General features: G+C 73.8%; 22 protein-coding genes and 1 tRNA gene. 9 read left to right on the top strand and 14 right to left on the bottom strand.

Translation table 11 applies throughout. The annotated features are described in order from the left end of the window. Positions 1–10: 10 nt before the first annotated feature. Entirely contained in the window at positions 11–1,489 is a 1,479-nt protein-coding gene (locus tag QNO07_RS06450; protein WP_283990618.1) for a glycosyltransferase family 4 protein, read from the bottom strand. 422 nt (positions 1,490–1,911) lie between these two features. On the opposite strand from QNO07_RS06450, the gene QNO07_RS06445 reads away from it, so the two are divergent. Then, positions 1,912–3,138, top strand: coding sequence for a cytochrome P450 (locus QNO07_RS06445; protein ID WP_283990617.1), 1,227 nt, complete (start codon positions 1,912–1,914; stop codon positions 3,136–3,138). Between the two features lie 54 nt (positions 3,139–3,192). On the opposite strand, the gene QNO07_RS06440 is transcribed toward QNO07_RS06445, so the two are convergent. Continuing rightward, positions 3,193–4,479, bottom strand: coding sequence for an adenylosuccinate synthase (locus QNO07_RS06440; protein WP_283990616.1), 1,287 nt, complete (start codon positions 4,477–4,479; stop codon positions 3,193–3,195). A gap of 177 nt (positions 4,480–4,656) precedes the next feature. Here QNO07_RS06440 and QNO07_RS06435 point away from each other — a divergent pair, with 177 nt between their 5' ends. Beyond that, on the top strand, positions 4,657–5,550 hold the full coding sequence (locus QNO07_RS06435; RefSeq protein WP_283990614.1) for a diacylglycerol kinase family protein: 894 nt from the start codon (positions 4,657–4,659) through the stop codon (positions 5,548–5,550). Here the strand turns inward: QNO07_RS06435 and QNO07_RS06430 are convergent. Further along, positions 5,437–5,997, bottom strand: a complete 561-nt coding sequence (locus QNO07_RS06430) for a GbsR/MarR family transcriptional regulator (RefSeq protein ID WP_283990888.1) — start codon at positions 5,995–5,997, stop codon at positions 5,437–5,439. The two genes, QNO07_RS06435 and QNO07_RS06430, sit on opposite strands and share 114 nt — an antisense overlap. Before the next feature lie 206 nt (positions 5,998–6,203). Between QNO07_RS06430 and QNO07_RS06425 the strand changes: the two genes are divergently transcribed. The 4 genes from QNO07_RS06425 (at position 6,204) to QNO07_RS06410 (ending at position 10,495) form a co-directional block, all read left to right on the top strand. Then, positions 6,204–7,235, top strand: a complete 1,032-nt coding sequence (locus QNO07_RS06425) for an ABC transporter ATP-binding protein (RefSeq protein ID WP_283990613.1) — start codon at positions 6,204–6,206, stop codon at positions 7,233–7,235. Further along, entirely contained in the window at positions 7,232–8,887 is a 1,656-nt protein-coding gene (locus tag QNO07_RS06420) for an ABC transporter permease (protein WP_283990611.1), read from the top strand. The genes QNO07_RS06425 and QNO07_RS06420 overlap by 4 nt, the downstream gene beginning before the upstream one ends. 262 nt (positions 8,888–9,149) lie before the next feature. Next, entirely contained in the window at positions 9,150–9,803 is a 654-nt protein-coding gene (locus tag QNO07_RS06415; protein ID WP_283990610.1) for a hypothetical protein, read from the top strand. A 17-nt stretch (positions 9,804–9,820) separates the two neighbouring features. Further along, positions 9,821–10,495: a class F sortase gene (locus tag QNO07_RS06410; RefSeq protein ID WP_283990609.1), complete on the top strand. Its 675-nt coding sequence runs from the start codon at positions 9,821–9,823 to the stop codon at positions 10,493–10,495. Positions 10,496–10,633: 138 nt separating this feature from the next. Here the strand turns inward: QNO07_RS06410 and QNO07_RS06405 are convergent, their stop codons facing one another. The 3 genes from QNO07_RS06405 to QNO07_RS06395 all read right to left on the bottom strand — a co-directional run bounded on the left by QNO07_RS06405 (position 10,634) and on the right by QNO07_RS06395 (position 12,901). Next, complete coding sequence (locus QNO07_RS06405) at positions 10,634–11,725, bottom strand: protein kinase family protein (protein WP_283990607.1); 1,092 nt, start codon at positions 11,723–11,725, stop codon at positions 10,634–10,636. 121 nt (positions 11,726–11,846) lie between these two features. Further along, the gene (locus tag QNO07_RS06400) at positions 11,847–12,290 is read right to left on the bottom strand and encodes a MarR family winged helix-turn-helix transcriptional regulator (RefSeq protein ID WP_283990606.1); all 444 of its coding nucleotides are present in this window, start codon (positions 12,288–12,290) and stop codon (positions 11,847–11,849) included. Then, positions 12,287–12,901 carry a DJ-1/PfpI family protein gene (locus QNO07_RS06395; protein ID WP_283990605.1) on the bottom strand — a complete coding sequence of 205 codons (615 nt, stop codon included), beginning with the start codon at positions 12,899–12,901 and terminating at the stop codon, positions 12,287–12,289. Before QNO07_RS06395 ends, QNO07_RS06400 begins: the two co-directional genes overlap by 4 nt. A gap of 133 nt (positions 12,902–13,034) precedes the next feature. On the opposite strand from QNO07_RS06395, the gene QNO07_RS06390 reads away from it, so the two are divergent. Further along, complete coding sequence (locus QNO07_RS06390) at positions 13,035–14,402, top strand: aspartate aminotransferase family protein (RefSeq protein ID WP_283990604.1); 1,368 nt, start codon at positions 13,035–13,037, stop codon at positions 14,400–14,402. A gap of 136 nt (positions 14,403–14,538) precedes the next feature. Further along, the gene (locus QNO07_RS06385; protein ID WP_283990603.1) at positions 14,539–15,213 is read left to right on the top strand and encodes a GntR family transcriptional regulator; all 675 of its coding nucleotides are present in this window, start codon (positions 14,539–14,541) and stop codon (positions 15,211–15,213) included. A gap of 55 nt (positions 15,214–15,268) precedes the next feature. On the opposite strand, the gene QNO07_RS06380 is transcribed toward QNO07_RS06385, so the two are convergent. From QNO07_RS06380 to purD, 4 genes are all read right to left on the bottom strand, one after another. After that, positions 15,269–16,183, bottom strand: coding sequence for a phosphoribosylaminoimidazolesuccinocarboxamide synthase (locus QNO07_RS06380; protein WP_283990601.1), 915 nt, complete (start codon positions 16,181–16,183; stop codon positions 15,269–15,271). 92 nt (positions 16,184–16,275) lie between these two features. Then, entirely contained in the window at positions 16,276–17,781 is a 1,506-nt protein-coding gene (locus QNO07_RS06375) for a N,N-dimethylformamidase beta subunit family domain-containing protein (protein ID WP_283990600.1), read from the bottom strand. A gap of 265 nt (positions 17,782–18,046) precedes the next feature. Continuing rightward, on the bottom strand, positions 18,047–19,609 hold the full coding sequence (locus QNO07_RS06370) for a hypothetical protein (RefSeq protein WP_283990599.1): 1,563 nt from the start codon (positions 19,607–19,609) through the stop codon (positions 18,047–18,049). Between the two features lie 451 nt (positions 19,610–20,060). Continuing rightward, a complete protein-coding gene (gene purD / locus QNO07_RS06365; protein WP_283990598.1) occupies positions 20,061–21,350 on the bottom strand; it encodes a phosphoribosylamine--glycine ligase in 1,290 nt (429 codons plus the stop codon). Between the two features lie 294 nt (positions 21,351–21,644). On the opposite strand from purD, the gene QNO07_RS06360 reads away from it, so the two are divergent. Then, positions 21,645–22,376: an SLATT domain-containing protein gene (locus tag QNO07_RS06360; RefSeq protein WP_283990597.1), complete on the top strand. Its 732-nt coding sequence runs from the start codon at positions 21,645–21,647 to the stop codon at positions 22,374–22,376. Between the two features lie 130 nt (positions 22,377–22,506). Here QNO07_RS06360 and QNO07_RS06355 read toward each other — a convergent pair whose 3' ends face one another. From QNO07_RS06355 to QNO07_RS06340, 4 genes are all read right to left on the bottom strand, one after another. Then, positions 22,507–23,154 carry a putative DNA-mimic protein gene (locus QNO07_RS06355; RefSeq protein WP_283990596.1) on the bottom strand — a complete coding sequence of 216 codons (648 nt, stop codon included), beginning with the start codon at positions 23,152–23,154 and terminating at the stop codon, positions 22,507–22,509. Positions 23,155–23,272: 118 nt separating this feature from the next. Then, positions 23,273–23,348 (bottom strand) — tRNA-Gly (locus tag QNO07_RS06350). A 74-nt stretch (positions 23,349–23,422) separates the two neighbouring features. After that, a complete protein-coding gene (locus QNO07_RS06345) occupies positions 23,423–24,640 on the bottom strand; it encodes a phospholipase D-like domain-containing protein (protein WP_502961789.1) in 1,218 nt (405 codons plus the stop codon). Between the two features lie 156 nt (positions 24,641–24,796). Then, positions 24,797–25,423, bottom strand: a complete 627-nt coding sequence (locus tag QNO07_RS06340) for a response regulator (RefSeq protein WP_283990594.1) — start codon at positions 25,421–25,423, stop codon at positions 24,797–24,799. Position 25,424 lies beyond the last annotated feature (1 nt).

Genomic DNA, 25,424 nt, shown 5'->3' with positions numbered 1-25,424 from the left:
CCCGCCGGGTTCAGCCTTGGGCGCGGGCCAGGCGGCGCAGGTGGCGGCGGAGGCGGCCGAGGGTGGCGCGGGTGTACCGGCGGGCGGTGACGAGGCGGACCTTGACGAAGCCGATCACGCTCGCCTGCGGCTCCCGCCCGGCGGGGGCGGGCACGACGGGCGCCGGAGACGCGGCGGTAGCTGCCCCGGCGGTGTCCGACGGAGTAGCGGGTGCGGACGGAAGCGCCGACCCCGACGGGCCGACCGGGGCGGGGACCGGGGCCGGGACGGGGACAGAAGCAGGGGAAGAAACAGGCAAAGGAGCCGGGGCCGAAGGCGGGACAGGGGCTGACGTGCGGAGGCCCCGGGCCGCCGTCAGCTCCTCCAGCAGCTGCTCGTAGCGGCGGGCGATCCTCTCCGGTGCGTAGCGTTCGGCGGCCCGCTGCCGGGCGACGCGGCCCATGCGGACGCGCAGGTCGCGGTCGGCCATCAGCTCGCGCAGCGCCTCGCCGAACGCCTCGACGCTGTGGCGGGGGACCAGGCGGCCGTTCTCACCGTCCTGGATGATCTCGGCCGGGCCGTGCGGGCAGTCCGTGCTGACCACGGGCAGGCCGCAGCGCATGGCCTCGACGATGGTCATGCCGAAGGACTCCTGCGCGGACGTCACGGCGGCGATCGAGCCCTTCACCCACTCCGCCTCGATGGGGGTGGCCGGGCCCATCATGAACGCGCGGTCCTCCAGGCCGAGCTGCTGGATGCGGCGGGTGACGGCCTCCCGCTCGGCGCCCTCGCCGTAGATGCGCAGCGTCCAGTCGGGGAAGTCGGCGCTCACCCGGGCGAAGGCGCTGACCAGCATGCCGTAGCGCTTCACCTTCACGATGCGGCCGGCGGCGACGATCACCTCGGCACTGCCGTCGACGGGGGTGACGTCCGGGGCGGGGACGGAGTTGGGGATGGACAGGACGCGGGTGCGGGGCAGGTGCAGGCCGGTGCGGTGGGCGCGGGCGTCGGCCGCCGTCATGGTCACCAGCGCGTCCAGGCGGGGGTAGTAGCGCTGGAGTTCCTTGCGCAGCCGGTGCGGGTGCCCGTTGTGGGTGAGGTGCTCCTGCCCGATGAGCACCGCCCGTTCGGGGCCGAATCTCGCGAGCAGCACGTTCAGGCCGGTGCGGGCGCTGATGATGACGTCGGCGTCGGTCCGGGCCAGCCAGTCGATGATGCGCTGCTCGGCCAGGCGGTGGTACTGGTCTGCCCGGACCTCGCCGGGCGGGAAGACGTTCCCCGGCGAGTGGGCCAGCGGGTCGGCCAGGTCGGCGCAGCCGCGCCGGCGGTCGACGAGCGCGGTCACGGGCACTCCGGGCGACGGCGCGAGCTTGGGTGTGGCGCGGTGCCGGAACACCGAGACCAGTTCCACCTCGTGGCCCAGGTCGGTCAGTGTCCGCGCCAGCGTCAGGCAGGTGCGGGTGGTGCCGCCGATCGCGTACGCGTTGTGGAGCAGTATGGAGATCTTCACGACGTGGTTCCCCCGGTCGGTGGTGTATCGGTGGTGGTCAGTGGTGGGCTCCGCGGCCGGCCCGCGCCGCCAGTGGTCAGGTGGCGGCACGGTCCGGCCGGTGGTGCGGCGGCTGCGGCGGCTGTGGTGGTGTGGTGGTGCGGTGGGGCCGCCGGATACTAGGACCGGTCGAACGGCCGAACGGTGCATCGGGCGGGGTGGAAATCCGTATCATTACGATAATCCGCTTGGAGTGGTAAGCCCGGCTTTGTGACGCGCACCAAGATCCGCGCCGCCGCCCGAACCCGCCGCCCGAACCCGTGCCCTGGCCCCGGACCCCGAACCCGTGCCCTGGCCCCCGCCACCACCCCCCAGCCGAGCGTCGCCCCCTGGGCCGAGCGTCGCCCCTGTGCCGGGCGTGCGCGGGCGCGTACCGTTCGGGGATGAGCAGCATCAGCGCGCCTCGCGCGGAGTTCGACCCCTGGTCACCGGCGTTCGTCGCGGACCCCTACCCCGCGTACGCGGCGCTGCGCGCCGCCGGGCGGGTGCAGTGGTTCGAGGCGTCGGGGCAGTGGCTGGTGCCCCACCACGCGGACGTGAGCGCCCTGTTGCGGGACCGGCGGCTGGGGCGGACGTACCTGCACCGCTTCACCCACGAGGAGTTCGGCCGCACGCCCCCGCCGCCCGAGGAGGAGCCGTTCCAGACGCTGAACGGGCACGGGCTGCTGGACCTGGAGGCGCCCGACCACACCCGGGTGCGGCGGCTGGTCTCCAAGGCGTTCACACCCCGGACCGTGCAGCGGCTGGAGCCGACCGTGCGCCGGCTCGCCGACGAACTGGTCGCCGGCCTGGTGGCGGACGGCGGTGGCGACCTGATCGAGCGGGTCGCCGAGCCGCTGCCGGTGGCGGTGATCGCGGAGATGCTGGGCGTGCCAGCCGCCGACCGGCCGCTGCTGCGGCCCTGGTCGGCGGACATCTGCGGCATGTTCGAGCTGCGCCCGGGCCCGGAGACGGTACGCCGCGCGGTGCGGGCGTCGGTGGAGTTCTCGGCGTACCTGCGGGAGCTGGTCGCGCAGCGGCGGCGCTCGCCGGGTGAGGACCTGATCAGCGCGCTGATCGCGGTGCACGACGACGGGCAGCACCTGTCCGAGCAGGAGATGGTGTCGACCTGCGTGCTGCTGCTCAACGCCGGGCACGAGGCGACGGTCAACACCGCCGGCAACGGCTGGTGGACGCTGTTCCGGCATCCGGGCGAGTTGGCCCGGCTGCGCGCGGCACCCGAGGCGCTGCTGCCGTCGGCGCTGGAGGAGCTGATGCGCTACGACACCCCGCTGCAGATGTTCGAGCGCTGGGTGCTGGACGACGTGGAGATCGGCGGCACGGTGGTGCCGCGGGGCGCCGAGCTGGCGCTGCTGTTCGGTTCCGCGAACCGGGACCCGGCGCGGTTCGCCGAGCCGGACCGGCTCGACCTCGGGCGGCGCGACAACCCGCATCTGACGTTCGGTGCGGGGATCCACTACTGCCTGGGTGCGCCGCTGGCCCGGCTGGAGCTGGCGGCGACGTTCTCCGCGCTGCTGGAGCGTGCCCCCGGGCTGCGTCCGGCGGTTGAGCCGGAGTGGAGCCCGGGGTACGTCATCCGGGGACTGCGGAAGCTTTTGGTGGAGGTGTGAGGGGGGGCTTTCTCACACCTCCACCCCCTAGTACGACGGGGGAGCGCCAGGTGTTCAGTCGAGGAACGAGTGAATCTGGATTGTTTCGTCGCGGCCCGGTCCGACGCCGATCGCGGAGATCCGCGCACCGGACATCTGCTCCAGCGCCAGGACGTAGTCCTGGGCGTTCTTCGGCAGGTCGGAGAAGGTCTTGGCCTTGGTGATGTCCTCCGACCAGCCCGGCAGCATCTCGTAGACCGGCTTCGCGTGGTGGAAGTCGGTCTGGCTGTAGGGCAGCTCGGTGACGCGGCGGCCGTCGATCTCGTAGGCGACGCAGACCGGGATCTGCTCCCAGCCGGTGAGCACGTCGAGCTTCGTCAGGAAGAAGTCCGTGAGGCCGTTGACGCGGGTGGCGTAGCGGGCGATGACCGCGTCGAACCAGCCGCAGCGGCGGTCGCGGCCGGTGGTGACGCCCTTCTCGCCGCCGATGGTGCGCAGCGCCTCACCGTCGGCGTCGAGCAGCTCGGTGGGGAACGGGCCGGCGCCGACGCGGGTGGTGTACGCCTTCAGGATGCCGATGACGCGGCTGATCTTCGTCGGCCCCACTCCGGCACCGGTGCAGGCGCCGCCCGCGGTCGGGTTGGAGGAGGTGACGAAGGGGTACGTGCCGTGGTCGACGTCGAGCAGGGTGCCCTGGCCGCCCTCGAAGAGCACGACCTTGCCCTCGTCGATGGCGTTGTTGAGCACGAGCGTGGTGTCGCAGACGAATCCGCGCAGCTCGTCGGCGTAGCCGAGCAGTTCCTCGACGACCTGGGCGGAGCTGATGGAGCGCCGGTTGTAGAGCTTGGCGAGGACCTGGTTCTTGAAGTCCAGCGCGGCGTCCACCTTCTGCACCAGGATGGACTCGTCGAAGAGGTCCTGGACGCGGATGCCCACCCGGTTGATCTTGTCGGCGTAGGTGGGGCCGATGCCCCGGCCGGTGGTGCCGATCTTCCGCTTGCCGAGGAAGCGTTCGGTCACCTTGTCGATCTCGGTGTGGAACGGTGTGATCAGGTGCGCGTTACCGCTCAGCAGCAGCTTCGACGTGTCGATGCCGCGCTCCTGGAGCCCGCTCAGCTCGGAGAGCAGGACCGCCGGGTCGACGACGACTCCGTTGCCGATCACCGGCGTGCAGGTGGGGGAGAGAATGCCGGAGGGGAGCAGGTGGAGCGCGTACTTCTGGTCGCCGACGACGACCGTGTGGCCGGCGTTGTTGCCGCCCTGGAAACGCACCACGTAGTCCACGGAGCCACCGAGCAGGTCGGTGGCCTTCCCCTTGCCCTCGTCACCCCACTGAGCACCGAGCAGCACAAGTGCGGGCACAGGCGTACACCCCTTCCGGGCGGGGCATGTCCCACGTGCGCAAGTGGCGAGAATGCCGCTTGCCAAGCGGCTCTCCACACAGGAGTCGTGGACCGGTGCCCCGGATAGACGAAGCCCCTGGCGCAACAGCGGCAGCAGGGGCTCTTGCACCGAGAGGTTACCTGAGGAAGGACGAAGGTGTCGGCTCCAGACCTGCTCGTGGTCGTCTGCCCGGCTGCTCGGCGGAGTGACGGCGAGTCCGTGCGGATCGCCAGGGACGTGCTGCGCGCGGGAGCGCCCGGCTTGAAGCTGTGCCTTCCCGAGCGCCGGGAGGACCTTGCCGGGGTGCTGGCCCGCCGCGGCAGCCGCCGTCCGGTGGTCGTCGGCGACGACCGGGCGCTGCTGTGCGCGGTGCAGGTGCTGCACCGGGAGCGGCTGACGGGCGGCCGGCGCGGCGGGCGGGAGTCGGCGGCGTTGTCGGTGGTGCCGGTCGGCGCGCCCGCGGCGACGGTGCTGGCGGCGGGGCTGGGCCTGCCGGTGGACGCGGTCAGCGCGGCGCGGGCGGTGCTGGAGGGCAGTGTGCGGCGGCTCGACCTGCTGGTGGAGGACTCCGGCATGGTGGTGCTGGGCCCGCTGCGCATCCCGTCCGCCCGCAGCCCGGCGCCGCGACCCGTGGCGGGCGGGGTGCGCGGCACGCTCGACCGATGTGTTTCGGCCATCCGCCCGCGGCGGGCGCCGGCGGTGCCGCCGCCGCGGCTGCGGGTGGAGGCGGACGGCGTGGTGCTGGCCGAGCCGGGCCGCCCGGTGCGGGAGGTGTCGGTCTCGACGTGGACGGGCGGCGGGACGGGCGGCGGCCTCGCCGAGGTGGTGGTGCGGCCCGCGGCGGTGCGTGCGGGGTCCGAGCCGGTCACCGCGCGGGCCCGTGCGGTGACGGTGTCGGGTCCCGGCTTCCGGACCCGCACCTGGACGGTCGCGCCGTCAGCGCTGCGGCTGACCGTCCCCGGCAGCACCGGTTCCGGGGGTCCCGGCCCCGGTGGAGCCGGCCCCGGCGGTCCCGGCGGTCCCGGCGGTCCCGGCGGCCTGGGCGGCTGAGTCGCTGCCGGGGTGGCGTTCGCGCCAGCGTCGCATGATGCCGGCGAGTTCGTCCTGCATGAAGGTGAAGAACTCGGCCGTCTCGGCGACTCGGCGGCCGGCCCGGGTCTGCGGTCCGAGCGCGTCGACGCCGAGCTGGAAGGTGTTGACCCAGCGGCCGAGTACGGCGTCCCGCTGGGTCATGGCCTCGTACCAGGCGTCAGCGTGCACCCGGTAGCGCTCGCGCCGCGAGCCGGGCTGGCGCTCCCTGCTGATCAGGTGGACCTGGGCGAGGTAGCGCACGGCACCGGACACCGCCGCCGGGCTGATCCGCAGCCGTGCGCCGAGTTCGGCGGAGCTGAGCGCGCCGTCCTCGGAGACGAGCAGGCAGGCGAAGACGCGGGACGGCATGCGCTGCATGCCCGCCTCGACCAGGTCGGCGGCGAACCGCTCGACGAACGCGGACACCTCCTCGCCGTAGTGCGGGTCCGCCCCGCCTGCCGAATCCGCGCCCGCAGGGTTCGGGTCTGCTGGTGCGGCCGGTGCGGGGTGGGTGCCCGGCCCGGCGGGTCGTTCGTCTGTCGCCACCCCTTCATCCTTCCAGGTGTGACGGGTTGCCCGTCTTAGCGGTTCCTTAACTTCACAAATTTGTGAAACAAGCGTAGCTTCGTACCATGACCACGGCAACCACCGCCATCTCCGTCTCCCAGCTGGTGAAGACCTTCGGGCACACCCGTGCGCTCGACGGACTCGACCTGACCGTCCGCACCGGCGAGGTGCACGGCTTCCTCGGTCCCAACGGCGCCGGCAAGTCCACCGCGATCCGGGTCCTGCTCGGCCTGCTGCGTGCCGACTCCGGCGAGGCGCGACTGCTCGGCGGAGATCCATGGGCGGACGCGGTGGCACTGCACCGGCGCCTCGCCTACGTGCCCGGCGACGTCGAACTGTGGCCCAACCTCACCGGGGGCGAGGCCATCGACCTGCTCGCCCGGCTGCGCGGCGGCATCCACCGCGAACGCCGCGACGAACTGGTCGAGCGGTTCGGGCTCGACCCGACGAAGAAGGGCCGCAGCTACTCCAAGGGCAACCGGCAGAAGGTCGCCATCGTCGCGGCCCTCGCCTCCGACGCGGAACTGCTGCTGCTCGACGAGCCCACCGCCGGACTCGACCCGCTGATGGAGGTCGTCTTCCAGGACGTCATCTTCCAGGCCAAGGCCGCGGGCAAGACGGTGCTGCTGTCCAGCCACATCCTGGCGCAGGTCGAGAAGCTCTGCGACCGCGTCAGCATCATCCGGCTGGGCCGGATCGTGCAGTCGGGCACGCTCAGCGAGATGCGGCACCTCACCCGCACGACGGTGGAGGCCGAGACCGGCCGCCCGGTGACCGGGCTGGCCGACCTGCCCGGTGTGCACGCCGTCACCACCGACGCCGAGACCGGACGGGTCAGGTTCGCCGTCGACGGCAACCACCTCGACGCCGCCGTCCGCCACCTCAGCGACGCCGGCATCCGCAGCCTCACCAGCCACCCGCCCACGCTGGAGGAGCTGATGCTGCGTCACTACGGCGACGAACTCGCCGAGGCCAACGGCAACGGTTATGGCAACGGCAACGGCAACGCGAGCGGGAAGGGCGGCGGAACGCCGACCGGCTCGGGGGCCGGCTCGGGGCCCGAGTCGGCGTCGGACGCGGCCGGGGACGCGCGATGAGCGCCGCCGCCACCGCCACGCGCCCGAAGGGCACCACCGGGCGGACGGGCGCGCACACCCTGGCCGGAACGGGCACCCTGCTGCGCTTCAACCTGCGGCGGGACCGCGTCCGGCTGCCGGTGTGGCTGGCCGCGCTGCTGCTCGTCACGGTCTCGACCGCGACCAGCTACCGCGACCTGTACGCCGACGCGGAGGACCGGGCCTCGGTCGCGGCCACCATGAACAGCGGTGCCGGACTCGCCACGTCCGGGCCACGGCACTACCTCACCGACTACTCCTTCGGCTCCATGCTGAGCCACCAGATGCTCGGCTTCATGGTGGTCATGACGGCCCTGATGAGCGTGCTCATCGTCACCCGGCACACCCGCACCGAGGAGGAGACCGGCCGCGCCGAACTGGTCCGCTCAACCGTCGTCGGACGCCACGCGTACCTGACGGCCGCGCTCGCCGTCGCGGTGCTCGCCAACGTGGCGCTGGCCCTGCTGCTCACCGCGGGTCTCGCCGGGCTCGGCGTCGAGAGCATGGACTGGGGCGGCTCGCTGCTCTACGGCGCCGCGCACGCCGCCGTCGGCATCGTCTTCGCCTGCCTCGCCGCCGTCACCGTCCAGGTCACCGCCTACAGCCGCGGCGCCTCCGGCATGGCGCTGGCCGCGGTCGGCGCCGCCTACGTGCTGCGCGCGGCGGGGGACGTGGGCAGCGACACGCTGTCCTGGCTGTCGCCGATCGGCTGGGCGCAGCGCACCTACCCCTACCTCGACAACCGCTGGTGGCCGCTGCTGCTGGCACTGGCGCTGGCAGCTGCCGCCGCAGCGCTGGCATACCGGCTCAGCACCCTGCGGGACGTCGGCGCGGGCCTGCGGCCCACCCCGTCCGGACGGCCCACGGCAACCGGGGCGCTCACCCATCCGCTGGGCTTCGCGCTGCGGCTGCACCGGGGCATGCTGATCGGCTTCGGCGCCGGACTGTTCCTGCTGGGTGTCTCCTACGGCTCGATCCTCAGGGAGGTCGAGGCGATGCTGGAGAACATCACCGCGCTGGAGGAGGTCCTGCAACAGGTCGGCGGGGCGTCCGTGGCGGAGTCGTTCGCGTCCATGGTGATGGTGGTGATCTCCGTCGTCGCCGCCGTGTACGTGGCGCTGGCGGCGCTGCGGCCGCGCGCCGAGGAGAGCGCGGGACGGGCGGAACCGCTGCTGGCGACGGGCCTGTCCCGCACCCGCTGGGCCGGCAGCCACTTCGCCGTCGCCCTGGGCGGCGGCACGTTCCTGCTGCTGCTCGCCGGGCTCGGTTTCGGGGTGATGGGCGCGCTCATGACCGGTGACGCCGTGCTGCTGCCGAAGCTGACCGGCGCCGCGCTCGCCTACGCGCCCGCGCTGTGGGTGACGGGTGCGCTCGCCCTGCTGCTGTTCGGCTGGCTGCCGCGTGCGGCGGCGGCCGTGTGGCTGGTGCCGGTATACGCGTTCGCGGTCGGCTACCTGGGGCAGCTGCTCCAGTTCCCCGACTGGATGAACAACCTCTCCCCGTTCGGTCATGTGCCGCAGCTGCCCGCCGCCTCGCTCGACTGGACACCGCTGCTGGTGCTCACCGCGCTGGCGGCGGCGCTGACCGCACTGGGACTCGCCGGCTTCCGCCGCCGGGACCTCGACTGCAAGTGACACCTCGCGCGAACGGGTCGGACGGCATCCGCTGTCCGGCCCGTCCGTGCGTGGCGCCCGGAGGGAGCGGGATGACGGGGCTTCAGGGACGCCGGTGACGGGGGCTCAACTCGCCCTCGACTGGTCCAACCCCACACCCGGGGGGCGGTACAGCGGATGCGGCTCGCCCGGGTCGCTGCTGGCATGAGGTCGAAGGCCACGCGAACCACTGCGGAGGAAAAGCCTCCGCACGCGTTCCTTCCGACCGGAGGTCACACCTCTCATGAAGATGCGCACTCTCGCCACCGCGGCGGCGTCCACCGTCCTCGTCCTCGGCATGGCCGGTCCCGCCTTCGCCGGCGGCGACACCGGCCAGGCAGGCGGCCTGCAGGTCATCCCCGCCTCGGGCGGCCCGGGCACGCACGTCGAGGTCAAGGCGCTGTGCAAGGACGGCGGTCACGGCACCGTCGCCTCCGACGCGTTCGAGTCGAGCCAGGCCCACACCGACCACCACGGCCACCACGGCGGGCACCACGGTGGCCACGGCGGGCACCACGGCGGCCACCACACCGCCACCCCGCACCCCAGCGGCACTCCGCACCACGGTGGCAACCACCACGGTGGCAACCACCACGGCGGCAATCACCACGGTCACCGTCCGTTCGCGACCGCCAAGGTGATGCACCAGGGCCTGACGCACGGCAAGACGTACCAGGTCACCGGTTACTGCAGGAACCACCAGCCGATGACCGGCACCTTCACCTACACCGGGGTGCACGGCGGTGCGCACGCCGGCCTCGGCGGTCTCGCCGCGGGCGAGAGCACCAGTGGCGCCTCGGCGACCACCACCGCTGCCGCCGCCGCGGGCGGTCTGGCCCTCGCGGGCGCCGCCGGGTACTTCGTCTGGCGCCGCCGGGCGGGCGCGGACCAGGCGTGAAGCGCCCCCGGATAGCCATGACGACCCGACAGCAACGGCTCGCGGCCCGTGGCCGCCGAATGGAAGGCGTCGCCGCGGTGGTGACGCTGGCGGTCGCTGCGGCCCTGTGCGCAGTCGTCCCGGCCAACGCCGGCCGGGACGACAACGGGGGCCGTAGCAACGAGAGCACCCAGGTGGCGGCGGGAGTTTCCCAGCCCCAGGCCGTGGACACCCTGCCTCCGCTGCCCGAGCTCGACGTGATGCCGCGCTCCGAGCCGAAACGACTGATCATCCCGCAACTCTCGTCCCGCATCGAGGTCTTCGCGGCGGACGCGGAGGACGACGGCACCCCGCCGGTGCCGCCGGAGCGGGACGCTGAACGGGCCGCCTGGTACCAGGGCGGGCCGTCGCCCGGAGAGCAGGGTCCGTCCCTGTTCATCGGCCACCTCGACACCGACGACGGACCCGCCGCCTTCGCCGGGGTGGGCTCGCTCCAACCGGGTGCTGAGATCCGCGTCGAGCGGGACGACCGCAGCACCGTGGTCTTCACGGTCGACTCGGTGGAGCAGTACCGCAAGGACGACTTCCCCAACGAGCGGGTCTACGGACCCACCAGGACGCCGCAGCTACGGCTCATCACCTGCGGCGGAAGCTGGAGCAAGGAGGAGGGTTATGACGCGAATATCGTCGCCTTCGCAAGCCTCAAGAAGTGACACCGACGCAGAAGGCGACATAGCCGCCGGCAGCGTCCCGCATCCAGCACCCACGTCCCGGCCGGGCGATCGACGGCCGGGACGTGTGCGTGTCAGGCCGGTGCGTGTCGGACCGGTACCTTGCCGGGCCGGTGCGTGTCAGGCCGACGGACGGGCGGGCGACGGGCCGGGGGCGAGGGGACGGTCGAGCGGGTCCGACCGGACCAGCAGCAGGGTGAGCACCGCGAACAGCGAGGCCAGCAGCGCGACCACGGCCAGCACCACCACGGCCTTGCGTGCCCACGCCCCCTGGAGCGCCCCGGCCTCCGTCCCAGCGGCGGCGGGCGCGTCCGCGGCCGTGCTTGGACTGCGGCCGTCGGCCGGGCCGGGCTCCTCCGCGTCGTGGCCGCGCACCCGCTCCAGCAGAGCGTCGGGCAGCCACGGCCGCTCCGCTTCGGGCGGTCCGGCCAGTGCGGCGACCTGCTCCAGCGAGGGGCGCCGGGCCGGGTCCGGGTGCAGGCACGCCTCGATCAGCTCCCACACCTCCCGTTCGACGGCCGTGCCGTCGGCATCGGCTTCGGCGTCAGAGTCGGAGTCGGCGTCGGCTGCCGTGCCCGGGGGCGCGGAGGCCGCCGGCCCGCCATCGGGTTGCCCGGTGGCGGCCAGGTGCAGGATGCCGCCCAGGGCGTGCACCGCCTCCGCCTCGCTGGTCTCCGTGCCGCCCGTCTCCGACCCGTCCGTCTCCGGCTCCGACCCGCCCAACTCCACGCCGCCTGGGCGGCGGCCGAGAGCGGGGAGTACCAGTGGGCCGTCGGCCGTCAGCAGCACCCGGGCCGGGGAGAGGGGCACGGCGGGCAGGCCCGCCGCACGTAACTCCCGCAGTGCCTCGGCCAGTTCGCGGGCCAGCGGACGCAGAGCCGACGGCGGCAGCGGCGCTCCCAGTTCCAGGTGGCTCAGCGGTGGGCCCGGCCGGTAGGCGGTGGCCACCCAGGCGAGGTCGGGGGTGGCCCCGGCGTCGAGCACGGGAGCTGTCCGACCGCCGCTCAGGGCGCCGGCTGCGGCCACCTCCTGCCGCAGGCCGGCCAGGAACGCCTCCCTACGCGCCTCCTCGACGCGGAACACCTCCACCGCCACCCGCGCGCCGTGCTCCGACCGGCCCAGATAGGTCCGGCGCGCCCCGGCCGCGCCCAGTCTGCCCAGCAGCCGGTGGCCGCCCAGCCGGCGGGGATCGTCCCCCTGAAGTGCCTCCATGGCCCCTGACTCCTCCCCGTGCCCCCATGGTCACCGAGGATAACGGTCAGCAGTTCGACCATGGATGCCCTGTGCGAGCGGGGAGGAGTGAAGTGGAACTGAGTCCGGGGGTGGTGGCGGTTCAGTCGGCGACCGTGTCCAGCAGGCCGGACAACTGCTCCAGGGCGGCGACCAGTTCGCCCAGCCGCTGCTGCCCGCCTGCCGCCGCCGCCAGGCGGGCGGCGAACGCGGCGTGCGCCGGGTCGATGCGCCGGATCGCGTCCAGCCCGGCCTCGGTGGGGGCCAGCAGCTTCGCCCGCCGGTGCGCCGGGTTCGGCTCGTAGCGGGCCAGCCCGTCGGCCACCAGCAGGTCGGCGACGCGCTGCACGCTCTGCCGGGTGATGCCCATGACGCGGGCGATCGCCGCCACCGGCAGCGGCTCGCGCAGTACCGCGCCCAGTACCTGCCAGCGGGCGGCGGTGAGCGCGGCGGGCCGGGCCAGTTCCTCGGCGACCCCGAGGAACTGGCCGTTGAGCCGGAAGGCGGTCAGCGCGGCCCGGCTGAGCAGGTCCTGCTCGTTGCTCACGCCGCCTCCCCGGGGCCCTCGGCGGCCATCGCCTCGGCGAACGCGTCCGGGTCGGAGTGGGCGTACAGCCGGAACCAGGCGTCGAGCACGTTCTCGTCGAGCACCCGCAGGTGGGCGAGGATCTCGCGGGCGAAGGCGATCGGCGCGGTCGGCCCGGCGGTGACCACGTTCCGGTCGGTCACCGCGTCGGCCTCGCGGTAGTGCGCGCCGCCCGCGTATCCGGTGGCGGCCAGGGCCTCCGGTACCGCACCGGTGTGGGCGCGGTCGTCGAGCAGCCCCTCGGCGGCGAGCGCGGCGGTCCCGCCGCAGATCGCCGCCACCGGCACGCCCGCGTCGAGGAACCGGCGGGCGGCGGACGCGAAGGGGGCGATGCGGGTCGGCCACTGCTCGGCGCCGGCCACGATCAGCAGCGCGCTGTCCTCGGGCCGCAGTTCGGCCAGCGTGAGGTCGGGCAGCACGCGCAGCCCGCCCATGGTGGTGACCGGTGCGCCGTGCTCGGCGACCGTCACCACCCGGTGGCCGTTCTTGCGCAGGTAGGGCGTGACCAGGGCGATCTCCCAGTCGGCGAGGGTGTCGTAGAGGGCGACGTGCACCAGGCGGCTGTCGTTCATGGTTCCTCCCATGTCAATGACAGCATTCTGTCAATAAGGCAGCATGCTGTCAATGGGTGAGAGGGTGAGGACTACGCTGAGGTCCGTGAGCGGCCCGGTTCGACGCGGGCGAGAGCGAGTGATGAGGAAACCGATGAGCACCGACGCCCCCGGCACCGCGCGTCCCGCCAAGGAGGCCGTGAAGGCCGCCGACCGCGCCCACGTCTTCCACTCCTGGTCCGCGCAGGACGCCATCGACCCGCTGCCCGTCGAGCGGGCCGCCGGCTCGTACTTCTGGGACTACGACGGCAACCGCTACCTCGACTTCTCCTCGCAGCTGGTCAACGCCAACATCGGCCACCAGCACCCCAAGGTGGTCGCCGCGATCCAGGAGCAGGCGGGCAGGATGTGCACCGTCGCGCCCGGCTTCGCGGTGGACGTGCGCTCGGAGGCGGCCCGCCTCATCGCCGAACGCACCCCCGGCGACCTGGACAAGATCTTCTTCACCAACGGCGGTGCCGAGGCCGTGGAGAACGCCGTCCGCCTCGCCCGGCTGCACACCGGCCGCCCCAAGCTGCTCAGCGCCTACCGCTCGTACCACGGTGCGACCGCCGCCGCGATCAACCTGACCGGCGACCCGCGCCGCTGGCCGTCCGACACCGGCACGGCCGGCGTCGTGCACTTCTGGGGCCCGTACACCTACCGCTCGCACTTCCACGCCGAGAACGACGCGCAGGAGTGCGAGCGCGCGCTCGCGCACCTGGAGCAGACCGTGCTCTTCGAGGGGCCGCAGACGATCGCGGCCGTCATCCTGGAGACCGTCGTCGGCGGCGCCGGCATCCTCGTGCCGCCGCCCGGCTACCTGCGGGGCGTGCGGGAGATCTGCGACCGGCACGGCATCGTGCTCATCCTCGACGAGGTGATGGCCGGCTTCGGCCGCACCGGCGCCTGGTTCGCGCTCGACCACCACGACGTCGTCCCTGACCTGCTGACCTTCGCCAAGGGCGTCAACTCCGGCTACGTCCCGCTCGGCGGCGTCGCCATCTCCGAGCGCATCGCCGCCGACTTCCGGCAGCGCCCCTACCCCGGCGGGCTCACCTACTCAGGCCACCCGCTGGCCTGCGCCTCGGCGGTCGCGACGATCAACGCCATGGCCGAGGAGGGCATCGTGGAGAACGCCGCGGCGATCGGCGAGCGTGTGCTCGGCCCCGGCCTGCGCGAGCTGGCCGAGCGGCACCCCTCGGTCGGCGAGGTCCGCGGCCTGGGCGTCTTCTGGGCCCTGGAACTCGTCCGCGACCGCGAGACCCGCGAGCCGCTGGTGCCCTACAACGCCTCCGGCGCCGACAACCGGCCGATGGCCGACTTCACCGCCGCCTGCCGACAGCGCGGGCTGTGGCCGTTCGTGAACATGAACCGCGCCCACGTCGTGCCGCCGTGCACGATCAGCGAGGCGGAGGCGAAGGAGGGCCTGGCCGTGCTCGACGAGGCGCTGAGCGTCGCCGACGCGCACACCGCACACTGACCGCCGCCCCCGCCGCGGACCTCCGGGCCGGGCCTCCCGGCCGGGGGCGGAACGCGCAGGCCCGCGCTTCGACGGGTGGGCCGCCGCGAACCTGGCCTAGGGTGGCCGGAGCCCCCCCACGAAGGAGAACGCTCCCATGGCCCCCGCCATCACCCGCAGCACCCTGCGCCAACAGATCGCGGACGCGCTGCGGGACGAGGTGCTGGCCGGGCGGCTGCCGGCGGGCCGCCAGTTCACGGTCAAGGAGATCGCCGAGCAGTACGGCGTCTCCGCCACCCCGGTGCGCGAGGCCCTGGTGGACCTCTCCGCCCAAGGACTGCTCGACTCCGACCAGCACCGCGGATTCCGCGTCCACCGGTTCACGCTGTCCGACTTCACGGCCATGGTCGAGGCCCGCACGCTCATCATCGAGGGTGTGTTCCGCACCTCCGCGGCCCGCCACCCACCCGGCTCGTACACCGACCGGGTCGCGTCGATCCGCCGCCGCGCCGAGTCGTCCCACCGGGCGGCACTCGCCGGTGAGCTGGACGTGCTCATCGCCTACGACCTGCGCTTCTGGCGGGAGACCGGCGAACTCGTCGGCAACCCCTACATCTCCGACTTCCTGGAGCGGGTCCGGGTGCACTGCTGGGTCTTCGCCGTGCCGCACCTGCGGGCCCAGGGCGACCTGCGGGGGCTGCTGTGGGCCGGGCACCTCGAACTGGCCGAGGCCATAGAGCGGCAGGACATCCGTGCCGCCGAACGGGTGATCGCCGACCACAACCTGCACTCGCTGACGCTGATACACAAGCTGGCCGCCGGCGGTTCCTGAGCCCCCGTGGCACGGCCTCGGGGCGGGGCCGGCCACCGGAGGCGAGGAGTGCCCGTCAGCCCCAGGGGGTGCCGGTCAGCAGCTCGTACGCCTCGACGTACTTCTCGCGGGTCTGCTCCACGATCTTCTGCGGCAGCGGCGGCGGGGGAGTACCGGCTCCGCGGTCCCAGCCGGACTCCGGACCGGTCAGCCAGTCCCGCACGAACTGCTTGTCGTAGCTCGGCTGGGCCCGACCCGGCTGCCACACGTCGGCCGGCCAGAACCGCGACGAGTCGGGAGTGAGGACCTCGTCGGCCAGCACCAGCGACTCCGGGTCGGTCTCACCGGCCGGCAGCCCGAACTCGAACTTGGTGTCCGCCAGCACGATGCCGCGCCGCAGTGCGACTTCCCTGGCCCGGGAGTACACCGCGAGCGTGGTCTGCCGCAGCTGCGTGGCCGTCTCGGCGCCGACCCGGCGGGCGACCTCCTCGTACGACACGTTCTCGTCGTGCTCGCCGACCTCGGCCTTGGTCGCCGGAGTGAAGATCGGGGCGGGCAGCTCCGACCCGTCCTCCAGGCCCGCAGGCAGCGCCAGCCCGCACACCGTGCGCGTCTCCCGGTACTCCACCAGGCCGGACCCGGTCAGGTATCCGCGGGCCACGCACTCCACCGGCAGCATGTCCAGCGATCGACAGACGGTGACCCGGCCCGCCCAGTCCGCGGGCGCGCCCGGCGGCACGTCGGTGGACAGCACATGGTGCGGCACCAGGTCGGTGAGCTGGTCGAACCACCACAGCGACAGCTGCGTCAGCACCCGGCCCTTGTCGGGGATCTCGGTCGGCAGCACCCAGTCGTAGGCCGAGATGCGGTCGCTGGCCACCATCACCAGATCGCCGTCACCGTTCCGGTAGAGGTCGCGCACCTTGCCGGTGTGCAGGTGCACCAGACCGGGCACCTGCACCGGCTCGGGCTTCTCGGCAAATCCGGACACAGGTCCTCCATCGGGTCTGGGACGGTCCCCCGATTCTCCCGTACCGGCCGGGATACGGCCCGGCCGGGGTCAGCCGGGGAACATCGCCACCGTCAGTCGAGCTTGCAGATGCGGTCCAGCAGGTTCGCCGTCGCCCGCTGCACCCGCGAGTCCACGTGTCCGGGCCGGTCCAGCGCCGGTGACCAGGCAAAAGTCCCCGAGCAGAACACCAGCGCCCCGCTCGGCGCCCGGTACAGCGACGTCTCCTGGTGCCGCTGAACACCGGCCCGGTCGCGGTACGGGGAGTGCGCCAGCAGGATGCGCCGCGTGTGCGGCGGCAGCGACGTGCGGGGGAAGTAGCGGTCCGCCTCCCCGGCGACCAGACCGGGCAGCTCGTCGCCCTCGGCGGCCCCGGTCGCGTCCCACAGCCAGTGGTCGGCGTTGCGCACCACCAGCGGGTGCGGCGACGGCACCTGGCCGGCGTACTGGATGCCCAGCAGCTGCTGCTCAGGCCGCCCCTGGTCGCGCCACAGCGCGGTACGGCCGGGGCCGCGCCGCTTGCGGCAGGTCAGCAGCCGGTCCGGCTCACCCGAGGGCAGCGTACTCAGCTCCACCTGCCAGTACATGGTGTTGGCCGACAGGAAGACCAGCGCGGTGCCGCCGTCCCTGGCCCGCTCCGCCGCCTTGCGCATCGGCACCGACCAGTACTCGTCGTGCCCGGCGAACACCAGCCCCCGGTAGCGGCTGGGGTCGATGCGTCCGGCGTGCAGGTCCCGGGTGTCGGCGTATGCCAGGTCGTAGCCGTAGCGCTCCGCCCAGCGGATGAAGTCGTAGGCGTGCCCCACGTGCAGCGGCAGGCCCGCGCCGGCGTACGGGCGGTCGAAGGACACCGTCACGGCGGCGTCCTCCTCGCCGAGCAGCCGGCCCTGCTCGTCCCACGCGTGGTAGAGGCTGGCGCCGCTCCGGCCGTCCTCGGGGAACAGGTTGTACGCCTGCCAGGTGATGTCGGGGATGACCAGCAGCAGGTCCGCGTTGCGCATGTCCCGCACGGTGAAGGGGATGTGCGAGCGGTGGCCGTCGGCCGTGGTGAGCACGGCGACGTGCGCGCCGGTGCTCCAGTACTCCGGCACCTGGAGCCGCCACGACAGCCACCAGTGATGGCAGGACACCGTCCGGTCGGCGGCCAGCGGCTCGGGCTGCACGATGCCGGACAGCCGGGGACTCGTGGTGATCTTGGTGGCGCCCTCACCCGCGTAGTGGCCGATGCGGTACACGTCCACGCTGAACGGCTGCGGCGGGTTCACCGTGACGCGGAAGTCGATCGACTCGCCGGGCGCCACCGCGCCGGTGGACGTGAACCCCTTGATCTGGCAGCGCACGTCGTCGGCCGTCCGCAGCGACCGCCCGCCGGAGCGCCGGCTCGCCGGGACGCGCCCGTCGCCGGTCAGGGGCCCGCCGTCGGCCAGGTCGGCGGGGTCGACGTACCAGGGGACCACCTGGCCGTTGTCGAAGTAGTGCTCGCTGTCGCGCAACCAGGGCAGCGGACCCTGGCCGAACGGGTCCGTCACGGCGTGCGCCAGCGCCCCCGACTCCCAGCGCCGGATCTGCTCCGTCCCCACCTGGTGTGCCCCTCCCGTCGACCCCGCGTTCCCCCGGATGCTGCGTCCAGCACATCACATGCCGCAGCGGAACCGTTACCGTTCGTCGCGAATTGTTCGAGAGCGGGCATCCCGGTGCGCGAGGGGCCGCCGGAGCCGCCCACCGGGCCGCGCGTTCCCGTGCAGGTCGGGGAGCGGTCGCCGGGCCGGGCACCGGCGGAGGCGGGGGAGCGCGCGAACCGGCACACGGCAGCGCGCGGGACGGCGTGCGGCCCCCCGGGGGTCGTCAGACGAGGCGGACGGGCTTGTCCGCCCGGACCCCGGCCAGCGCCAGCCACTCGTGCAGCGGGCCCGGGTCGCCGTCCTCGGCCAGGGCCAGCACGGTGCCGCCGAGGTCGGAGCGGCGCTCCCCGCCGAGCAGCAGCACCGGTCCGTCCAGCCAGTCCAGGCCCGGGGCACCGCTGCCGCTCTCCACCGCCGCGCAGCACACCGCAGCGGTGATGTGGTCGGCCAGCAGCTCGCGCGTGCTGCGCGGCTCCTGCGGGGGGAAGCCCATGGGCGCGACGACACCCGGCACGTCCGGCAGCGACGCGACGGGCTCCGGCGGTCCGGCCGCCCGCTGCTCGTCCCGGGCGGCGTCGGCGCTCAGCCGGGCGGCCAGCGCGCCCCGGCCCTCCTCGTCGCAGAGTCGTTCCAGCACGCGGGCCAGCGTCGGCCGGCCCAGACCCTGCGCCGGGGTGCCGCCGTCGGCCCGGTCCTGTGACATGCCGGGGCTCTCGGTGGCGTCCAGCGCGCTGAACAGCCGGGCCGCCTCGATCCGCCAGACCCGGTCCACGACCTCCTCCGGGTACTCCTGCCAGCTGACCGGCGACCAGTCGGCGCCCTCGGCGGACGGGCCGCCGTAGAACAGCCTCGCGGCCAGCAGCGACACGTCGGCGTCGACCTTGCCGGGCTCCTCCAGCAGGTCGCAGGCCGGACGCTCGCCGAGACGGGAGGCGAAGCCCTCGGCGAGCCGGTCCCGCCGGGACAGCTCGGTGAGCGCGGAGACCACACCCGCGTCGAGCCGGGCCGGCCAGCGCCCCGCCCGCCAGGCGGGCAGCGCCACCCGCGTCAGCAGCCGGTCCCAGCCCGCGTACGCCAGGCCGACCTGCTCCTGCGCGACGATGCGCAGCCCGTGGTCCACGCCCATCGCGCGGGCCGACGCGGCGGCGGCCACCAGCCGCTCCATCTCGGCCGCGTGCGGGCCGGCCGCGCGCAGCAGCAGCCGGGCCGTCCGGGGCGCCCGGCGGTCGCCCACGGCGGCGTCCAGGGCGCGGAGGAAGCGGCGGGCGGCGGCGATGTCGGGGTGGGCGGACGGGCCCGTGCCGGCGACCACCGGGGCGAGCACGGCCCGCAGCTCGGCCACCCGCATCCACCACAGGAACGGGGACCCGATGACCAGCACCGGGGCCCGCCCGCCGCGGTCCTCCAGCCAGCTGTCGCAGTCGGGGGTGAGGGCCACGGCGTCGGGCGCGGGTACGTCCAGCCGGTCGGCGAGGTCGCGGACCAGCCGGTAGAGGTCCGGCGCCGCGCTCTGCGCCAGGTCTACGGTGGGCGCGGCGGCGGGCCGGGCGCTCGCGATCCGCACGGTGAGGACTGCGGCGGCGGCGAGGCACACCAGCGCGACGGCGCCGAGCACCCACCCGGCGGCGTCCCAGCCGGGGCCGATCCGGCCGGTGAGGCGGGCGGTGAGCAGCACCACGGCCACCGCGGCGGGCAGCAGCGCGAGGGCGAACGCCGTGCTGCGGACGCGCAGCACGGCCAGAGCGTGGTCCCGCGCCGATCGGTTTCCGTCCGTGAGGACCGCCATCGTCCACTCACCCCCTGCCGTGTCGAAGTGCCCTGGGCCTTTCCCACTGTCGCACCGGCCGCGGACATCGCAACGTGCGGTGGGCCAGTTGACCCACGGCGTCCGGGCCTGCTGCGCGGCACCCTAGTTGGCCCCCGCACGGGCGGTCAGCCGTACCCGGGGTGCGGTCACCCGATGGAATGGCTTTGGGCAGAGGTCTTGCGGAACGGTGGCTGCCGGGGGTGTCCGCCTATAACCGGATAGCCGGTATTCGCCGAACCGGCCGGTGAGCTGGGCCAGTTCGCGGCTCGGGCGGGCTCGGGGCGGGCTCGGCCGACGACGGGAGGGTCCGGTACCGGGGTGGCAACCCCGGTACCGGACCCTCCGCACGGCCGGGGTGATCGTCCCCGGCCGTCAGCCCGTCAGCCCGTCAGCCCGTCAGGCCTGTCAGCTGGCGGGTCTGGCAGCTCCGTCAGCTCTGCCCGCCGGTGCCCGCTGCGGCGTCGGCGGCGGCGCGCTCGGCGATGTCGGTGCGGTGGTGGGAGCCGTCCAGGGAGATGCGGGCGACGGCCCGGTAGGCGCGCTCGCGGGCGGTGGCGAGGTCGGAGCCGGTCGCGGTGACGGAGAGCACCCGTCCGCCGGCGCTGACCACCCGGCCGTCCTCGTCGAGCCGGGTGCCGGCGTGCAGCACGTACGCCTTCGGCGCGTCCAGCTCGGCGACCTCGGCGAGGCCGCCGATCGGGTCGCCGGTGCGCGGCGCGGCCGGGTAGCCGTGCGAGGCGACGACGACGGTGACGGCGGCGCCCTCGCTCCACCGCAGCGGCGGGAAGGCGGCGAGCTGACCGGTCGCGGCGGCGGCCAGCAGCCCGGCCAGCGGCGTCTTCAGGCGGGCCAGCACCGCCTGCGTCTCCGGGTCGCCGAAACGGGCGTTGAACTCGATGACCCGCACCCCGCGCGAGGTGATCGCCAGACCGGCGTAGAGCAGCCCGGAGAACGGGGTACCGCGTCGGCGCAGCTCGTCCACGGTCGGCTGCAGCACGGTGGTGAGCACCTCGTCCACCAGCTTGGGGTCCGCCCACGGCAGCGGGGTGTAGGCGCCCATGCCGCCGGTGTTGGGGCCCTCGTCGCCGTCCAGGGCGCGCTTGAAGTCCTGCGCGGGCTGGAGCGGCACGACCGTGCGGCCGTCGGTGACGGCGAACAGCGACACCTCAGGGCCGTCCAGGAACTCCTCGATCACCACGCGCTCGCAGGCGAGGGCGTGGGCGCGGGCCGCGGCCAGGTCGTCGGTCACCACCACGCCCTTGCCGGCGGCGAGGCCGTCGTCCTTCACCACGTAGGGGGCGCCGAACGCGTCCAGCGCCTCGTCGACCTCCTCGGTGGTGGTGCACACGTAGCTCCGGCCGGTGGGCACACCGGCCGTCGCCATCACGTCCTTGGCGAAGGCCTTCGAGCCCTCCAGCCGGGCCGCCTCGGCGGACGGGCCGAAGACCGGCACACCCGCCTCGCGGACGGCGTCGGCAACCCCGGCGACCAGCGGCGCCTCAGGACCGACCACCACCAGGTCGGAGCCGGTCAGGCCGAGCTGCTCGGCCAGTGCGGCGACCGCGTCGCCGTCGAGGGCGTCGACGGGGTGCGTCGCCGCGACCTCGGCGATGCCGGCGTTGCCCGGCGCGCAGTGCAGCTCCCGCACGTCGGGGTCGAGGGACAGAGAGCGGCACAGGGCGTGTTCGCGGGCGCCGCCGCCGATGACGAGGACCTTCACGGGGGGCAGCCTAGTGTGCGCCGGGCCGCGGGCGCCGCCACGGGGTCTCCGGGCGGGAGCCGGTGTGCCGGTACCGGGCGGTAGGGGCCGCGTACGGGGTCGACGGGACGGCGGCCCGCGGGTACGGGCGCCCGGGCGCCCACTCTTTCGAGTGAGTGCGCGACGGCGTTGTTCCTGCCGGGCAGCCACTTCCGAGCGGTTTGGCCGCCAACCCGTCATCCTGGCGCCGCTTTTGAGGGTAGGAATGGGGGCTTCACGCGGTCCGAGTGTTCGGCCAGTTGTTGGGAGTGGCGGGTGAGTCAGCCGGAAATGCGGCCCGAGGGCGCCAGGTGGGACGGGCAGGGGGACCTGCTGGGACGTGCCTTTCCGCTCGGCGACTGGGGGGAGCCGGCCGAACGGCTCGACGAGCTGTACCAGTGGGTCGAGCAGGGCGCGCTCCAGGTCATCGACTGGTACCTCGCGGACCGGAGGGTGAAGCGCAGGGCCGCCCGCGCGGCACGCCTGGGGGTGGCGCTGGGAGTGGCCGCGGGCGCGGTGCTGCCGGTGCTGGAACTGGTCGGTGCGGTCGCGGACATCGCGTCGTGGGGGTACCTGGCGCTGCTCGGCGCCGTGCTGTGCGCGGCTGCCGACCGCTGGTTCGGCCTCACGTCGGGCTGGATGCGTGCGGTCTCGTCGGCCCAGAACGTGCAGCGGCGGCTTGAGATCCTGCAGTACGAGTGGGCGTCGGAGTCGGTGCGCGAGGTGCTGGGCCCGACGGAGGGCACCGCGAGCGAGGCGGCGGAACGCTGCCTCGCCGTGCTGCGCCGCTTCAACGAGGACATCACCGACCTGGTGCGCAGTGAGACCGCCGACTGGATGGTGGAGTTCCGCAACGGCCCGGTGCCGCTGCCCACCCGGTCGGCGTCGCCCACCGCGTTCGTCCCGCGCCCGGACCGGGACAGCGGCGGGTCCGTCGCCAGGTTCCCCATGCCGCCCGGCGCCCGGCCCAACATGCCGCGTCAGCGCCCGCCGGAGAACCCGCGCTGAGCCGGGGAACCCGCGCTGAGCCGGGGAACCCGCGCTGAGCCGGAGAACCCGCGCTGAGCCACCGACGCGACGGCCCGCGGCCCGCACCTGATTCGGTGCGGACCGCGGGCCGTTCGGGCCGTCGTCCGGATCAGGAGAAGACGATCATCGAGCCCTGGGCGAGGCTGCGGGTCGCCGCCGCGTGCAGGCCCAGCCAGACGTGCCGCTCGCGGGCGAACGGGCCGCCCTCGCCGGCGGGCATCGCCGGTTCCTCCAGCTCGGTCGGGCGGGAGGGCGCGGGCGGGGCGGGCGGCGGGTTGGCCGGGTCGATGCCCAGGACCGCTGCCACCGCCTCCAGTTCGCGCAGCAGGCCGTGGCTGGAGCCGAGCGGCCCACCGCCCGCCAGCAGTTCCTCGTCGGACAGCGGCGCGGCGAAGTCCACCGGCACGTAGGCGCCCGCGTGGTCGTAGTGCCACACCAGGTGCGACTGCTGGGCCGTCGGCTCGAACATCTCCAGCAGCTGCTCGTAGTCGCTGCCGAGCGCGTCGACCGGCGTCACCTCCAGCCCGCTGAGTTGCAGCAGGTAGGCGCGACGCAGCAGGTGCAGGGCGTCGTAGTCGAAGCCCGCCACCGGGGCGACGTCCCCGGACAGGCCGGGCATGTACCCGTAGACGGGCACCGGCGGCAGTCCGGCCGCCTCCAGGGCCTTGTCGTAGGTGGCGATCTCCTGCGCGAAGGGGTTGTCGGGGCTGTGGCACAGCACGTCGACTAGGGGGACCAGCCACAGATCACAGGCCAAAGGGTGCTCCAAGGACGAGACCAACCGGTGGTGGACCAGCCTAAGGGCCGCACGGGCCGCACGGCAGTCGCACGGAACAGCGAACGGCCCCGGTCCACTGGACCGGAGCCGTTCGTCGTGGAGCGGACGACGAGGTTCGAACTCGCGACCTCAACCTTGGCAAGGTTGCGCTCTACCAGCTGAGCTACGTCCGCGTGCGGAGTCCACTATATCCGCCCCGGGCGGTGCCGCGTGCCTGCTTTCTCCGTGGACCTCCCGGCGCCGGGAGTCACAGGAAGCGGCGGATCGGCAGGACGGAGTGCTCGCGCAGGCGCTGGGCCACCGACCTGCGGCGCCAGCGGCCCGGACAGATCAGCTCGCTGCGGCTGAGGTCCTCGTCGAAGTGCTGGTCCAGGGTGGCGGTCAGATGCTCGTCGAGCGTCACCAGCATGACCTCCTCGTCGTGGTCGAGCGAGCGCCGGTTGAGGTTGGTGGAGCCGAGCAGCGAGGCCACTCCGTCCACCGTGATGATCTTCGCGTGCATCATCGTCGGCTGGTAGTGCCAGATCTTCACGCCGCACGCGGTCAGTCGTTCGTAGAACCGCTGACCGGCGAGCTGGCAGACGCGCTTGTCGGTGTGCGGGCCCGGCAGCAGTATCTCCACCTGCACACCGCGTCCCGCCGCCGCGCACAGCAGGTCGATGAAGTACTCGTCGGGTGCGAAGTACGCGGTGGCCAGCCGCAGCCGCTCCTCGGCCGACTCCACCACCACCCGGATCAGCGTCTGCATGTCCTGCCAGCCGAAGCTGGCCGAGCCCCGCACCACCTGCACCACCGAGTCGCCCTGCGACGAGGCGCCCTGGAATCGGTCCCGCTCGTCGAACAGCGCCTCCTGCGTCTCCGCCCAGTTCTGGGCGAAGGCCGCGCCGATGCCGTCCACCGCCGGCCCGCGGACCCGCACGTGGGTGTCCCGCCACTCGTCGGCGTTGCGTGCGTCCCCGCACCACTCCTCGGCGATGCCGACGCCGCCGGTGTAGGCGACCTCCTCGTCGACCACCAGCACCTTGCGGTGGCAGCGGTGGTTCTGCTTGAACAGGGACAGCCGCAGCGGCTTGCGGAACCAGCTGACCTGCGCCCCCGCCTCCTCCATCAGGTCCAGCAGGTCCCGTTCGATGAGCCGGCTGCCGAAGCCGTCCAGCAGCAGCCGCACCCGCACCCCGGCACGGGCGCGCTCGGCGAGCGCCTCGGCGAACTCCCTGGCTATCTCGCCGCGCCAGTAGACGAACGTCATCATGTCCACGGTGTGCTCGGCGGCCCGGACGCTCTCCAGCATCGCGGGGAAGATCTGGTCGCCGTTGCGCAGCACCGTGAGGCTGTTGCCCTCGGTGGCGGCGATACCGATGAGCCGTTCCAGCCGTCTCCGCAGCCGCCGCTTGCGTGCGTCGGCGTCAGCGGGCGGTCCTGTCGTGACGCCGTCCGCTGCCGCCTTGTCGTCGAGTGTTGTCACCGGTGCCACCTGTCGGGAGAGAGGGACGCGGGGTCCGCGGCCCGGGGAGGGCCCACGCCATTGTGCGCCCATCCGTCCGATACGCGTAGCTGTGTCCGCGGCCGGTCACCGGGACACGACTGGGACGCATACCCGCGGCTCGCCCCGGGATGCCCGTCAGAGCCAGCCGTGCTCGCGGGCCCGGCGCACCGCGGTGTGCCGGTTCTCCGCGTGCAGCTTCGCGGCGGCGGCCGACAGGTAGTTGCGGACCGTGCCCGGCGCGAGCGACGCCCGCCGGGCGATCTCCGCGATCGGGGCGCCGTCCGCGGCCAGTTCCAGCAGCTCCGCCTCCCGGGCGGTCAGCGGTGACTCGCCGGAGCTGATGGCGTCCGCCGCCAGCTCCGGGTCCACGTAGCGGTCCCCGGCGTGCACGCTGCGGATGATCTCCGCGAGCCGGCGTGCGGAGACCGTCTTGGGCAGGAAGCCCCGGGCACCCGCGGCCAGTGCCCGCTTGAGGTGCCCCGGCCGGCCGTGACCGGTGACGATCATGGTCCGGCACTCGGGGAGTTCGGTCCGCAGTGCCGACGTCACCGCGACCCCGTCGGAACCCGGCATCTGCAGGTCCAGCACCGCCACGTCAGGGCGGTGGGCCCGGGCCCTGGCCAGCGCCTCCGGGCCGGTCGCGGCCTCCGCGACCACCAGCAGGTCGGTCTCCAGCGCCAGCAGCGCCGCCATCGCCCCCCGGATCAGGTGCTCGTCGTCCGCCAGCAGCACCCGGATGGGGTGCGCCCCGCCCTCGCCCATC

Origin of the sequence: Streptomyces sp. 549, from assembly GCF_030124175.1 — a bacterium.
Lineage (GTDB): Bacteria > Actinomycetota > Actinomycetes > Streptomycetales > Streptomycetaceae > Streptomyces.
Note: the sequence above shows the minus strand (reverse complement) of the source record. Positions and strands in the feature narration are given on the sequence as shown.

Bases quoted from the DNA above. Each gene is read 5' to 3' on its own strand.
- QNO07_RS06405 (WP_283990607.1), bottom strand. From the start codon at position 11,725: ATGGAGGCACTTCAGGGGGACGATCCCCGCCGGCTGGGCGGCCACCGG.
- QNO07_RS06370 (WP_283990599.1), bottom strand. From the start codon at position 19,609: ATGGCGGTCCTCACGGACGGAAACCGATCGGCGCGGGACCACGCTCTG.
- QNO07_RS06420 (WP_283990611.1), top strand. From the start codon at position 7,232: ATGAGCGCCGCCGCCACCGCCACGCGCCCGAAGGGCACCACCGGGCGG.
- QNO07_RS06340 (WP_283990594.1), bottom strand. From the start codon at position 25,423: ATGGGCGAGGGCGGGGCGCACCCCATCCGGGTGCTGCTGGCGGACGAC.
- QNO07_RS06410 (WP_283990609.1), top strand. From the start codon at position 9,821: ATGACGACCCGACAGCAACGGCTCGCGGCCCGTGGCCGCCGAATGGAA.
- QNO07_RS06415 (WP_283990610.1), top strand. From the start codon at position 9,150: ATGAAGATGCGCACTCTCGCCACCGCGGCGGCGTCCACCGTCCTCGTC.
- QNO07_RS06445 (WP_283990617.1), top strand. From the start codon at position 1,912: ATGAGCAGCATCAGCGCGCCTCGCGCGGAGTTCGACCCCTGGTCACCG.
- QNO07_RS06385 (WP_283990603.1), top strand. From the start codon at position 14,539: ATGGCCCCCGCCATCACCCGCAGCACCCTGCGCCAACAGATCGCGGAC.
- QNO07_RS06390 (WP_283990604.1), top strand. From the start codon at position 13,035: ATGAGCACCGACGCCCCCGGCACCGCGCGTCCCGCCAAGGAGGCCGTG.
- QNO07_RS06425 (WP_283990613.1), top strand. From the start codon at position 6,204: ATGACCACGGCAACCACCGCCATCTCCGTCTCCCAGCTGGTGAAGACC.
- QNO07_RS06395 (WP_283990605.1), bottom strand. From the start codon at position 12,901: ATGAACGACAGCCGCCTGGTGCACGTCGCCCTCTACGACACCCTCGCC.